Here is a 12,591-nt window from a genome sequence, read left to right on the forward strand (position 1 = left end):
TGCTCCTCCTGCGCAGTGGTGGCGGACGCTCAGCGACCGGCGAGCTGGTCGAGGGCTCCGGGCACCGGCGCGGCGGGGTCGGTGTCGAGCTCGACGATCCGGTTGTGGGCGTCGACGTGGACGACGCGCGGCACGTGGTCGGCGACGGCGGACTGCGGGACCTGCTGGTAGGCGACGATGATCGTGAGGTCGCCGGGGTGGACGAGGTGCGCCGCGGCCCCGTTGACCCCGATCACGCCGGTGCCGCGCTCACCGGTGATGACGTAGGTCTCGAGACGGTTGCCGTTGTCGATGTCGAGGACCTGGACCTTCTCGCCCTCGACCAGCCCGGCCGCGTCCATGAGGTCCTCGTCGACGGTCAGCGAACCGACGTAGTGCAGGTCGGCCTGGGTGACCGTGGCGCGGTGGATCTTGCCGCTGAGCAGCGTGCGGTACACCTGCGGGACGACATCGGCGACGCCGGACATGGGGGTTCCTTCCGTTTCGGGGGGGGTGAGGGTGGGCCGGTCAGCCGGTGCGGTCGACCAGGCTGCGCGGACGCAGGTCGGTCCAGTGCTCCTCGACGTGCGCGAGGCAGGACGCGCGGTCGGCCGGACCGTGCGCGACCTGCCAGCCCGCGGGCACGGCGGCGAACGCGGGCCACAGGGAGTACTGGCCCTCGTCGTTGACCAGGGCGTGGAACGTCCCGGTCTCGTCGTCGAACGGGTTCTCGGACATGGCTGTCTCCTCGGTCGTCCGGTCGGGTCGGGTCAGCGCGCGGCGCGGCCTGCGGGACGCGGGCGGCCACTCCCGGCATCACGCAGAGTGATCAGATCCGCCAGGGGTGCGTCCTGCCGCGTGGCGTCCTCGGGACGTGCCGCGGAGCCACCCGGACGGGTCCTGGCGCTCGACGACGCCGCCGGTCGTCCGACCGCCACGGGTCACCGACCGGTCGTGCACGGGTGGTGCGATCGCGACGCCCGGGTCGGCCGGTCCGGACCCGATGCCCAGGACGTGGAGGATCTCCTGGTCGGTACGGGTTCGTACGCCCACGGGGTCGGCCATCACGGTCCTTCGCACAAGGTCGGCTGCGCTGTTCTAAGGCGAGGCTAACTTCAACACGAGGACCACCGTCCCGCCTAGAGAGTGACATCACCCGAAACCCGCGCACCGCCCGAATCCGCAGGTCGGAGCCCCGCTCCGGAGACGTTGTCACTCGTTCGAGTGAACGCTGCCCGGCGTTGGCGTTACGTCATTGCGGTGCGCCGGACCCGCCCGTCCGCCGGGCCCGCGGACGGCACCCTCCGGACACGACGGCGGCCGGCACCGGAACACCGGCGCCGGCCGCTGTGGACGGACGGGGGGGCGACTCCTCGGGCTACCGGGACACGGCGTCCGACAGGCGGGGGGCGATCCGGTCGACGATCCACGGGATCGACAGCGGGGAGGGGTTGCGCAGCCCGATGAACTCGTCGTAGTCGTAGTTCACGACGGCCCCGCGCTGCACCACCGGCAGCCGCTCGAACAGCGGGTTCTGCTCGAGCGTCCTGCGTGCCTCCGCGTCGCCGCCGTCGAACAGGACGAGGGCGTCCGCGTCGAGCGAGGCGATCTGCTCGGAGGAGAGCTGCACGCCGAACGACTCCCCCTTCGGCAGCGCGAGGATCTGCGGCGACAGCGACAGCCCCAGCGCCGTGGGCACCGAGTTCATCGCGTCGTCCGGGTCTCGCAGCGCGGTCACCGCGCCGGGCTGCACGAAGCCGAAGGTGTAGGTGGCGCCCTGCAGGGCCGGGTGCGCCGCCCGCGTCTCGTCGAGCTTCGTCTGCACCCGGCCGATGACCTGCTCGGCGTCGGCCGGCCGGCCGAGCGCCGTCGCGAGCTGCGTCGTCATCTCCTGCCAGGTGTCCTGGGCCGGACCCTTCTGGTAGCCGATCGTCGGCGCGATGGCACTGAGCTGCGGGTAGGACTTCTCCAGGGCGAAGTAGCCCGGAGCGAAGATCAGGTCCGGCCGCAGGGCCGCGACCTGCTCGATGTCCACCTCGGTGGCCTCGCCGGTCACGGGGAGCACCTCGACGTCCGAGGCTCCCTGGGCCTGCGACGTCCACGGGGCGAGACCGGACTCGCTACCGCTGGAGGACGCTCCGACGACGGGTGCGTCGAGGGCCAGCGCGACATCGACCCCGGTGGGTCCGAGGGCCACGATCCGCGCGACGCCCGGCGGCACCGTCGTGGTGCCGAGTGCGTGGGTGACCGTGACCGAGCCCTGGGCGGTGTCGGGGGCGCCGGAGGGCTCGCTGCCGCAGGCGACGGTCCCGGAGAGCAGTGCGCCGCACACGGCGGCACCGAGGAAGACCCGGCGACTTAAGTTAGGCATACCTCTTAAGCTACGCAGGAAGGGTTCCCCGGGGAAGATCCGGGGCGGCACCGGTGCGGTGCCGCGACCGTCACAGCGGTCCGATGAGGACGTGGCCGGCGGACGGCGACCCCATGGACGCGGGGCGCGGTCGACGGGCACCGTCGCCACGGCGTCGGTCGGGCGGACGGGGGCGCCCCGCCCGAGGTCGTGCCGTGGTCTGTCTCGCTAGGATCACCGCGGCGAGAGGAGACCACGGCATGGACGCAACGAGTGCGCCGCCACGGTCCCGGCCCCGCAACCGGCGGGCCGAGATCGCCCGGCACGCCGGTGAGCTGTTCAGCGTCCGCGGCTTCCACGCCGTCCGCATGGACGACATCGCCGAGGCCAGCGGGATCACCGCGCGGGCCCTCTACCGCCACTACGCCAACAAGCAGGCCCTGCTCTCGCACGTGGTGCTCGAGGACCAGCAGCACGTCGTCGACACGATCACGGCACTGGTCGCACAGCCGCCCGAGCAGCGCGACCTCGACGCCACCCTCACCACACTCACCGAGGCCGCACTCGACAGCCGCCGGCTCTCGCTGCTGTGGCAGCGCGAGGCACGCCACCTCGGCAGCGACGACTTCCAGCTGGTCCGGAGCCGGACGCTGTGGATCGCGCGGCAGCTCGGCGAGCTCCTGCTGGTCCCCACGCGCGGCGACCTGGCCCGCGACGTCACCGACATCCGCAGCTGGGTGATCGTCAGCATCATCTCGGGGGCCGGGTTCTACGACAGTCCCCTGCCCCGGCACCGGCTCGCCGGCGAGCTGGCCGCGGCGAGCAGGCGGGTGATCACCGCCCCCGCTGCGCCCGCCGCGGGCCCCCCTGCGGACGAGTCCGACCGCACGCCGACCTCCCGTCGCGAGCAGCTCGTCTCCGCGGCGGCACAGGAGTTCCGGGCCAAGGGCTTCGCCGGCGTGAGCATCGACGACATCGGCGGCAGGGTCGGCATCGTCGGCCCCGCCCTCTACCGCTACTTCGACACCAAGGCCGAGATCCTGGCCGCCGCCGCCACCCGGTGGCACGAGTGGCTGGCGCTGGAGACGACCCGGGCCCTGCGCCGTCCCGGCGGCGACGACGACGTGCTCCGGCTGCTGGTCGAGGGCTACGTCCGCGTGGCGCTCGAGGCGACCGACCTGCTCGCCGTGTGGCTGAACGAACGCCTCTACCTCCCCGACGCGACCCGCGAGCGCCTCGACCGCATCCAGGCCGACTCGCTGGCGGAGTGGCAACGGTGGCTGTCCGCCGCGCGCCCCCGTCTCCCCGACGCCGACGCCGCGACGCTCGTCACGACCGCGAAGACGATCATCGACGACTGTGCGCGGATCCCGCACTTCCGGCCCTATCCGACGGTGGCGGGCGAGCTCGCCGGCGCCGCCCTGACCGCACTCGGAGTGCCCGTCGGTCACGGAGACACCGGGACCTAGGGCGGCCGGTCGCACGCCACCGGCTCCCGGGAGCGCGTCGCGGCGTCCGGGCCGCAGCCGGTCGGACCCCGCACAGCCCCACGTCCGCGGGAGGCCCCGTCCGACACCGCCGGAGACGAACGAGCCGACGGGGCGCCACGCCACCGACCCGTCGGACGACTACGGGACCACCGACGCCTGACCGGCCGTGGCGTGACCACGCCCGTGCGGCTGCCGCTCGCGGAGCGAACACAGCAGCCCGTGGAAGGCGTTCCAGACGGCTTCCCCGTCCCCCGCACGCCCGGACTCGGCCAGCCACAGAGCGGACTCGTTCATCGCGCCGGACAGCAGCCGGGTCAGCGGCTCGACGGGCTGGGACACGATCACCCCGTCGTCGACGAGCTGCTGCAGCGACTCCGCCAGATGACGCGCGGAGGTCTGCTCGTCCAGCCGGCGCCACTCCGACCAGCCGAGGACGGCGGGCCCGTCGATGAGCATGATCCGCGACAGCTCCGGGTCGTTGGACACCGAGAGGAACGCCCGGCAGCCGGCGACGAACGAGGTCCAGGGGTCCGCGTCGGAGGAGACCGATGTGGACACCCGGTCGGCCACCTCCGCCTGGACCTGGGCCAGGACCTCGCGGAACAGGCCGATCTTGCCGTCGAAGCTGTGGTAGAGGGCGCCCTTGGTGACGCCCGCGGCGGCCACGATCTCGGCCAGTCCGACCGCACCGTAACCACGCTGCGCGAACAACGTCCGCGCCTCGTGGATCAAGGCCTTCCGCGTCTGCTCCCGTTGCCGGATCCGCACTCCGGTCATGGACCCTCCCGAACTCATGTACCGACGGTATGTGAATATGCTACGGTCTTCTCGTACGTACCGATGGTACGCCAAATCTCCCCAAGGAGTCCCGTCATGACCACCGTCGCGCCTCGCGAGCAGCGCGCCGGTACCCGCGAATGGCTCGGCCTCGCGGTACTGGCACTGCCCACCCTCCTCGTCTCGATGGACGTCAGCGTCCTGCACCTGGCCGGCCCGGCCATCACCCTGGACCTCGGCGCCACGGCGCAGCAGATGCTGTGGATCATCGACGTCTACGGCTTCATGATCGCCGGCCTGCTGGTCACGATGGGCAGCCTGGGCGACCGCATCGGGCGCCGGAAGCTGCTGCTCATCGGGGCGGCCGCCTTCGGCGTCGCGTCGATCGTCGCCGCGCTGGCCACCACGCCGGAGGCACTGCTGATCAGCCGGGCCGCCCTGGGCATCGCCGGCGCGACCCTGATGCCCTCCACCCTGTCGCTGATCAGCGCGATGTTCGCCGACCCGCGCCAGCGGGGCATGGCCATCGGACTGTGGGTCACCATGTTCTCGGTCGGCATCGCACTCGGGCCGGTGATCGGTGGCGCACTGCTGCAGGTCTTCTGGTGGGGATCGGTCTTCCTGATCGCGGTCCCGGTCATGGCGCTGCTGCTCGTCGCCGGGCCGCTGCTGCTGCCGGAGTACCGCGCCCCGGAGGCGGACCCGATCGACCTGGTGAGCGTCGCCCTGTCCCTCGGCGCCATCATGCCCGTCGTCTACGGCCTCAAGGAGCTGGCGGTCGGCGGCAACACCGTCGTCGCCACGGTCGCGATCGTCGTCGGCGCGGCACTCGGCTACGTCTTTGCCCGCCGGCAGCGTCGCCTGACCACACCGCTGATCGACCTCACCCTGTTCCGCAGCCCTGCGTTCAGCACCGCGGCGGTGGCGATGCTGATGGCGATGTTCGTCGCCGGTGGCACCTACCTCTACGTCACCCAGTACCTGCAGCTGGCCCAGGGCCAGTCCCCCATGACGGCCGGCCTCTGGCTGCTCCCCGCGGCACTCGGCCTGATCGTCACCTCGATGGCCGCCCCGGCCCTGGCCGGTCGCTTCGCCCCGGCACACATCGTCGCCGGCGGTCTGCTGATCTCCATCGTCGGGCACCTGATGCTCGCCACGGTCGGCCCCGACAGCGCCCTGTGGGTGGCCGTGGTCGGCTTCAGCCTGACCTACGCCGGTGGCGGGCCGCTGATCGCCCTGGGAACCGACCTGATCGTCGGGTCCTCCCCGCCGGAGAAGGCGGGCTCCGCGGCCGCGATCTCCGAGACCAGCACCGAGCTCGGCATGGCACTCGGCGTCGCCGTGCTCGGTGCGCTCGGCACGTTCGTCTACCGGACCCAGCTCGCGGACGCACCGGTCGCGGGTGGCACCGACACCTTCGCCGGCACCGTCGAGGCCGCCGGAGGACTGCCCGGTGCCGAGGGCGCGGAGCTGGTCGCGGCCGGAACCCAGGCCTTCACCTCGGCGCTCTCGACGATCGGCCTCGTCAGCGCCGTGCTCTCCGCGGTGATGGCCGTGGCCATCGTGCTCGGGCTGCGCAGCAGGAGCTGACCGCCCTGGCACGGGTACGACGACCGGACACGCCCGATCGTCACCATCACGCCCGTACCGGACATACAACTCGATAGGGCACCGATAGCCCACACACCTACCGTCGGACGTACCGAACTCACCGCCCAGACCGGGCAGGAGTCCGAGAAGCCATGGAGGCGCTGTGGGGGACCTCGCGCAGGTGATGGTGGGGCAGCTGGAGCCGTTGCCGGGCCGTCGTCCCGGGAACACCGGGACGACGGCCCGGACGGAGTTCCCGGAACTGCTCGGCGACCTCGTCCGGAGAGGGCAGCTCTCCTACACACGAACGTCGTTCGCCGGGGGGAGCACCGTCTACCGCGGACAGCATCCCGACGAGTCGATCTACCTCGTCCTCGCGGGACGGGTGAAGACCATCGTGCACTCCCGGTCGGGCAAGATGTGCCTGCTCCGCATCTACGGTGCCGGGGAGGTCGTCGGCGAGCTCGCCCTCCTCGACGGGGCACGCACCGAGACGGCCGTGGCGATGGATCCGGTGGACATGCTGCGCTTCTCCGCCGAGGCGCTCTTCCGCGCCCTGGACGGACGGGTACTCCACCGGCACCTCATCCAGCACCTCGCGGGCCGGCTGGCCGAACAGCAGACCTCCATCAGCCACCTCGTGACCGATGACAGCGAGCAGCGGCTCGGCGTGACCCTGCTCGACCTCGCCGACAGGCTGGGACGCCCGGGGCCCGCCGGGGTCACCATCCACGACCGCATCACGCAGGAGGAGCTGGCGCACATCGTCGGTACCACCCGGTCACGGATCGGGTACTTCCTGCGCCGCTTCGAGGAGGCGGGAGCGGTCGAGTTCCGCACCGGGCGCGTCCTGCGGGTGCGTCCGGCAGCCCTGCGCTTCTACCTCGACGCCCGAGCCGACGCCGGCTGACCGCTCCGGACCGCCGGACGCGGTCGCCACCACCACGAAGGAGCCAGCTGGTCATGACGCACACCCCCACCGGATCCACCACCGCCCCGCGACGGCCGCGCAACACGGTCTGGGACTGACGGTGCCGCCTCCGGGGTCAGGTCGGCGGCCGCGTACCGCCCGCCTCCCCTCCGGGGGTGTCCGCACGCGCCGCCGCCACCGCGGATCGGCACCGCTGCTCCAGCAGCGGCAGGCCGCTCCCCTCGACCACCCGCAGCGCCTCGACCGCCGCCGCGGCGGCCGCACCACGGTCGCCGAGGCGCAGGTCCAGCCGACCGATCGCGAGCAGCGCGTGGGCCCGCATCCGCTTCTCCCCCAGGGTCGCCGCGAGCGCCGCGGCCTGCTCGAACGAGCGCCGCGCCGCGACCGGGTCACCTCGCAGCTCCCGTGCCTCGCCCAGCCCGACCATCCCGTGCAGCGCCGCCGACCGGTCGTCGACGGCGCGGGCGAAGGCCAGCACCTCGACGAACAGCGCCTCCGCGGTCTCGCCCTCGCCACGCCGGAGGTGGACGAGCCCGCGCCGGTGGGTGATCTGCGCGGCGAGCCTGCGGTTGGGCAGATCCTCCGCCGCGCGTGCGGCGCCCTCGATGACGGCCAGGGCCTCGTCGACCCGACCGGTGTCCATGGCGAGCTGGGCCAGGTTGGCCAGGACGTGGGCCTCACCGGAGTGGTCGCCGTGCGACCGCAGGACCGCGAGCGCGGCCCGGGACCGTGCAGCCGAGCGGTCGTAGTCCCCGGTGAGCCGGTCGAGGATGGCGAGATTGCGGCCCACGAGCGCCCCGCCGTAGTCGTCGGCGAGCTCGGCGAACAGCGCCGAGGACCGGTCGAGGTCGGCCCGCGCACTGCCGTAGTGCTGCTCGAACAGCTCGAGCGACCCGAGCGAGTACCGGACCGCCGCCTCGCCACGACGGTCACCCGCCCGGACCACCGCGCTCAGCGCGGTGAGGTGGGTGGACCGCCACTCGTCGTAGAACCCGTAGGCCTCGAACAGCACGACCGCGGTGACCGCGAGGGACCAGCACTCCGTGTGCAGCCCCAGGGCCGACGCCTGGGAGACGGTGGCGACCAGTGCGGCCCGTTCCCGGCGCAGCCAGACGAGCGGTTCGGCGAGCAGCCGGTCGGTGATCCGGCCGTCCAGCACCGTCCGCGGCCCGTCGCCGCGCAGCAGCAGGTCCCCGCCGTACTCGTGCAGGTGGGTCTGCTCGACCAGCCGGAGGAAGGCCCGCACCACACGGGTGATGGCCTCGACGCGCCCGGACGCCGTCTCCTCGGCCATCGCCCGCTCCCGGCCGAAGAGCCGGACCAGCTCGTGCAGCCGGAACTGCCCGGACAGCGGCTCGTCCGCGTCGACCGCGACGATCTCGAGCAGGTGCAGCTCGACGAGCTCGTCGAGGCGACCCTCCGCCGTGCGGGCGTCGCAGCCCAGCAGCACCGCGCACGTCCATCCGCCGATCCGGGGGCTGTCGAGCAGCGACAGCAGCCGCAGCAGCCGGCGGGTCTCCGCGGCCAGCGACTCGTAGGTCAGCAGCAGGCTCCCCCGCACGGCCATGTCCCCGTGCTGGAGCTCGTCCAGCTGCGCCGAGTCGTCGGCCAACCGCGCGCACATGGCACGCAGGGTCCAGTGCGGCCGAGCCGCGAGGCGGGCCGCTGCGATCCGCACCGCGAGCGGGAGGTGCCCGCAGTACCGCGCCAGGGTGCTCGCGGCGTCGGGGTCGGCCCGGATGCGCTCGCTCCCGAGGATGCGCTCCAGCAGTGCCTGCGACTCGGCCGGGGCGAAGGCCCCGATCTCGAACCGGGTCGCCCCCGGCAGCGCGGTCAGGCGGCGTCTGCTCGTGACGATCAGGGCGCTGCACGAGTCCGGGGGGATCAGCGGGAGCAGCTGGGACTCGATGGTGGCGTCGTCGACGACGATCAGGACCGAACGGCCGGCGATGCGTTCGTGGAAGGCCGCCTGCCGCTCCTCGGACGACTCCGGGATGGAGTTGGGCGGGGTCCCCAGCGCGCGCAGGAAGCGCTCGAGCGCCCGGTCTGTCCCCGCCGGGTCGCTGCCGATCGAGGCGTAGAACCGGCCGTCGGGGAACCTCTCGGCGATGCGGTGGGCGAGGTGCAGCGCCAGCGCGGACTTGCCGACCCCGCCGTGGCCGGACAGGACGAGCACCGCGGCGCCGGTCCCGTTGCGGGCTCCCCCGTGGACCGCGGCGAGCATGTCCCGGACCGCGTCGTCCCGTCCCGTGAAGTCACCGACGCCCGCCGGGAGCATCGCGGGAGCCGGGGCGGGGGCCGTCGCCGGGGACTGCCCCCGCAGCAGCGAGGTGTCGCCGCGCAGGATCGCGGCCTCCAGCGAGCGCAGCGGTTCCGCGGGCTCGATGCCGAGCTCGGCGATCGACACGTCACGGGCGCGCCGGTACTCCCGCAGCGCGTCGGCCTGCCTGCCCGCCCCGAACAGGGCCAGCATGAGCTGGCTGCGCATCTGCTCGCGCAGCGGGTAGTCCAGGATCTCGCGGCTGAGGAGGGGCACCAGCTCCGAGTGCCTGCCCCCCGACAGCATCAGCGCGGCCAGCTCCTCGACGACGATCGCGCGGCTCTCCTCGAGCACCACCGCCCGGTCACGCACCACGGGGCTGGTGATCTCCGGGAGGACGACGGGACCCCGCCACAGGTCGAGCGACCCGCGCAGGACGGTGACCGCCTCCGCGATCCGGCCGGACCGCACGAGCTCGCGGGCGCGGTCGACGGCGCGCTCGAACTCCAGCCGGTCCAGCTCGGCCCCGCCCGGTTCGAGCGCGTACCCGGACCGCCGGGTGACGATCCGGGCGCTGCTCGTCCCCAGGCGCTGCCGCAGGTGCGAGACACAGATCTGGATCTGGCTGCGGGCCGTCGCCGGCGGGGCGTCCGGCCACACCGCGTCGACGAGCCGTTCGGTGGAGACCGCCGCCGGACACTCGAGGAGCAGGCATGCGAGGACCACCTGGAGCCGTGGACCCCCCGGATCGACGACGTCACCCGTCACGCGCTGGACGTCGAGAGCACCGAGAACCCTCAGCCGCACCGACGCCCCCCATGGCCACTGCCGCGATCCGTCGTGAAACCGTCACCGACAGTAGAGAGATCGTCTACAGAAGTCCACGAACGAGTGGTGCACATCGGGCGAGACGTCGGCCTGTTTCCCACGTCCGTCCGCCTCGCCCCGTCATCCCTGAGCCGAACGGTCGCATCGGCTCACCCGTTCGGAGAGGTGTTCCGGTGTCGGTGACGGTCCAGGTGTACGACCTGCTCCACGGCCGTCCGGCGGTGGAGCTGCACGCCCGGGTGGAGCACGAGGTGAGCGGCCGGTGGGAGGTCGTCGACACCACGCTGACCGACGGCTCGGGCGTGCTGACCGGGGCGGCCCCCCACCGGCACCGCCGGGCGGTCCGCGTCGTCCTCGACACCCGTCGCTACTTCGCCGCGCAGGGGGTCTGCTGCACGACCGACGACGTGACGGTGAACGCCGGGACCGTCGGCCCCGGCGTCACCCGGACCGTCGTCCTCCAGATCGCCCCGCACGGGTACGCGGTCTGGGCCGGCCAGACCGGGTGAGCGGCGGTCGCCTGCCGGACGGCGTCCGGCCCGGGCGCGCAGGCCGTCCGGGTCCGCGACGGCGCGAGCGCGCGGCCGGTCGCGTGGCGGGCCGCCGCGGCACGCACGGCGCCACCGGGGTCAGCGCCGCCAGCACGGCGACCAGTGCCGCCAGCTCGTCGTCGGTGGGAGTGCCGCGCACCACCCGCAGGTCGACCGCCTGCCGGCCGCTCACTGCGGCGGGTTCCCGTGCCGGGCGGCCTCGCCGACGTGCTTGTCGTGCAGCATGTCCAGCGTCCGGTGGAGCAGCCGACGGGTGTCCCGCGGGTCGATCACGTCGTCCACCAGGCCGCGTTCGGCCGCGTAGTACGGGTGCACCAGCTCCTCCCGGTACTCGGCCGTCCGCCGGACGCGGACGTCCTCCGGATCGTCCGCGGTATCGATCTCCCGGCGGAAGATGACGTTGGCGGCCCCGTCGGGCCCCATGACCGCCACCTCGTTGCCCGGCCAGGCGAAGGACACGTCGCACCCGATGGAGCGGGAGTCCATCACGATGTAGGCCCCGCCGTAGGCCTTGCGCAGGATGACCTGGATCCGGGGCACCGTGGCGGCGCAGTAGGCGTAGAGCAGCTTGGCGCCGTGCCGGATGATCCCGCCGTGCTCCTGACGGGTACCGGGCATGAACCCGGGCACGTCGACGAGCGTGACCAGCGGGATGTTGAACACGTCGCAGGTACGGACGAAGCGGGCCGCCTTCTCCGAGGCCGGGATGTCGAGGGCGCCCGCCTGCACGAGCGGCTGGTTCGCGACGATCCCCACGACCCGCCCGCCGATCCGCGCGAGGGTGCACAGGATGTTGGGGGCCCAGAACTCGTGGAGCTCCATGTGCTCGCCGTCGTCGACGATCTCCTCGACGACCTCCCGCATGTCGTAGAGCTTCGACGGGTCGGCCGGCACCAGGTCCAGGAGCCGCTCGCAGAGCCGCCCGGGCGGGTCCTCGACCCGGGTCGCGGGCGGGGCCTCGTCCCCGTGGGCGGGCAGCAGCGCCACCAGATGGCGGACGTCGAGCAGGCAGGACCGCTCGTCGTCGTGCACGAAGGTGGCCACGCCGGTCGTCGCGTGCACGTCGGCGCCGCCCAGGGCGTCGTGCCCGATCTGCTCGCCCGTCACCGCCGCGACGACGTCGGGCCCGGTGACGAACATCTGGGCCACGTCACGGACCATGAACACGAAGTCGGTGAGGGCCGGCGAGTACGCGGCCCCGCCCGCACACGGACCCAGCATGACGCTGATCTGCGGGATCACCCCGGAGGCGGCCACGTTGCGCCGGAAGATCCCGCCGTAGCCCGCCAGTGCCGTCACCCCCTCCTGGATGCGCGCGCCGGCCCCGTCGTTGAGTGACACGAGCGGGGCGCCGGCGGACAGCGCCAGGTCCATCACCTTGTGGATCTTCTCGGCGTGTGCCTCGCCCAGCGAGCCCCCGAAGATCCGGAAGTCGTGGGCGTAGGCAAAGACCGTGCGCCCGTGCACCGTGCCCCACCCGGCGACGACGCCGTCGGTCTCGGGGCGCCTGCGGTCCATCCCGAACGCGCTCGCCCGGTGCCGGCGCATCGCCTCCACCTCGACGAACGATCCCTCGTCGAACAGCAGGTCCAGCCGCTCGCGCACGGTCAGCTTGCGGCGCGCGTGCTGGCGGGCGGTGGCCTCGGCGTCGCCCGCGACGACGGCCTCCCGCCGCCGGTGCAGCTCCTCGACCAGTCCGCGCAGGGTGGGTGGCGCCGCACGGTCGGGCGGACGGTTCTCCAGGACGGTCACGGGGCCGCTCCTCTCGGTTGCACGGTTCGCGCGGCCCGACGCTAGGACGCGGCGGGCCGGTGCCCTGCGCAGTTCTGAGCAGC

At 73.2% G+C, this 12,591-nt stretch carries 11 protein-coding genes; 4 read left to right on the forward strand and 7 right to left on the reverse strand.

From position 1 onward, the window contains the following. Positions 1 to 29: 29 nt before the first annotated feature. The 3 genes from panD to ND486_RS26700 form a co-directional block, all read right to left on the reverse strand. Positions 30 to 437 carry an aspartate 1-decarboxylase gene (gene panD, locus ND486_RS26690; protein ID WP_178375031.1) on the reverse strand — a complete coding sequence of 136 codons (408 nt, stop codon included), beginning with the start codon at positions 435 to 437 and terminating at the stop codon, positions 30 to 32. Between the two features lie 70 nt (positions 438 to 507). Next, positions 508 to 717, reverse strand: a complete 210-nt coding sequence (locus tag ND486_RS26695; protein WP_251787104.1) for an MbtH family protein — start codon at positions 715 to 717, stop codon at positions 508 to 510. A gap of 640 nt (positions 718 to 1,357) precedes the next feature. Continuing rightward, positions 1,358 to 2,350, reverse strand: coding sequence for an iron-siderophore ABC transporter substrate-binding protein (locus ND486_RS26700; protein WP_251787105.1), 993 nt, complete (start codon positions 2,348 to 2,350; stop codon positions 1,358 to 1,360). Between the two features lie 239 nt (positions 2,351 to 2,589). Between ND486_RS26700 and ND486_RS26705 the strand changes: the two genes are divergently transcribed. After that, positions 2,590 to 3,798: a TetR/AcrR family transcriptional regulator gene (locus ND486_RS26705; protein WP_251787106.1), complete on the forward strand. Its 1,209-nt coding sequence runs from the start codon at positions 2,590 to 2,592 to the stop codon at positions 3,796 to 3,798. A gap of 159 nt (positions 3,799 to 3,957) precedes the next feature. Here ND486_RS26705 and ND486_RS26710 read toward each other — a convergent pair whose 3' ends face one another. Further along, positions 3,958 to 4,614 carry a TetR/AcrR family transcriptional regulator gene (locus ND486_RS26710; protein WP_251787107.1) on the reverse strand — a complete coding sequence of 219 codons (657 nt, stop codon included), beginning with the start codon at positions 4,612 to 4,614 and terminating at the stop codon, positions 3,958 to 3,960. Between the two features lie 78 nt (positions 4,615 to 4,692). Between ND486_RS26710 and ND486_RS26715 the strand changes: the two genes are divergently transcribed. Both ND486_RS26715 and ND486_RS26720 read left to right on the forward strand, forming a co-directional pair. Continuing rightward, on the forward strand, positions 4,693 to 6,186 hold the full coding sequence (locus ND486_RS26715; protein WP_251787108.1) for an MFS transporter: 1,494 nt from the start codon (positions 4,693 to 4,695) through the stop codon (positions 6,184 to 6,186). 163 nt (positions 6,187 to 6,349) lie between these two features. Then, positions 6,350 to 7,096, forward strand: a complete 747-nt coding sequence (locus tag ND486_RS26720; RefSeq protein WP_251787109.1) for a Crp/Fnr family transcriptional regulator — start codon at positions 6,350 to 6,352, stop codon at positions 7,094 to 7,096. A 136-nt stretch (positions 7,097 to 7,232) separates the two neighbouring features. Here the strand turns inward: ND486_RS26720 and ND486_RS26725 are convergent, their stop codons facing one another. Then, entirely contained in the window at positions 7,233 to 10,103 is a 2,871-nt protein-coding gene (locus tag ND486_RS26725) for a BTAD domain-containing putative transcriptional regulator (protein WP_251787110.1), read from the reverse strand. A gap of 281 nt (positions 10,104 to 10,384) precedes the next feature. Between ND486_RS26725 and ND486_RS29975 the strand changes: the two genes are divergently transcribed. Then, entirely contained in the window at positions 10,385 to 10,714 is a 330-nt protein-coding gene (locus ND486_RS29975; RefSeq protein ID WP_208818551.1) for a hydroxyisourate hydrolase, read from the forward strand. Here the strand turns inward: ND486_RS29975 and ND486_RS26735 are convergent. Further along, positions 10,647 to 10,928, reverse strand: a complete 282-nt coding sequence (locus ND486_RS26735; RefSeq protein WP_308215887.1) for an acyl-CoA carboxylase epsilon subunit — start codon at positions 10,926 to 10,928, stop codon at positions 10,647 to 10,649. The genes ND486_RS29975 and ND486_RS26735 overlap by 68 nt on opposite strands. Continuing rightward, positions 10,925 to 12,508 carry an acyl-CoA carboxylase subunit beta gene (locus ND486_RS26740; protein WP_374231874.1) on the reverse strand — a complete coding sequence of 528 codons (1,584 nt, stop codon included), beginning with the start codon at positions 12,506 to 12,508 and terminating at the stop codon, positions 10,925 to 10,927. The genes ND486_RS26735 and ND486_RS26740 overlap by 4 nt, the downstream gene beginning before the upstream one ends. Positions 12,509 to 12,591: the final 83 nt, after the last annotated feature.

It is taken from the genome of Pseudonocardia sp. DR1-2, from assembly GCF_023717215.1.
Taxonomy (GTDB): Bacteria; Actinomycetota; Actinomycetes; order Mycobacteriales; family Pseudonocardiaceae; genus Pseudonocardia; species Pseudonocardia alni.

Bases quoted from the DNA above. Each gene is read 5' to 3' on its own strand.
- ND486_RS26715 (WP_251787108.1), top strand. From the start codon at position 4,693: ATGACCACCGTCGCGCCTCGCGAGCAGCGCGCCGGTACCCGCGAATGG.
- ND486_RS26695 (WP_251787104.1), bottom strand. From the start codon at position 717: ATGTCCGAGAACCCGTTCGACGACGAGACCGGGACGTTCCACGCCCTG.
- ND486_RS26700 (WP_251787105.1), bottom strand. From the start codon at position 2,350: ATGCCTAACTTAAGTCGCCGGGTCTTCCTCGGTGCCGCCGTGTGCGGC.
- ND486_RS26705 (WP_251787106.1), top strand. From the start codon at position 2,590: ATGGACGCAACGAGTGCGCCGCCACGGTCCCGGCCCCGCAACCGGCGG.
- ND486_RS26710 (WP_251787107.1), bottom strand. From the start codon at position 4,614: ATGAGTTCGGGAGGGTCCATGACCGGAGTGCGGATCCGGCAACGGGAG.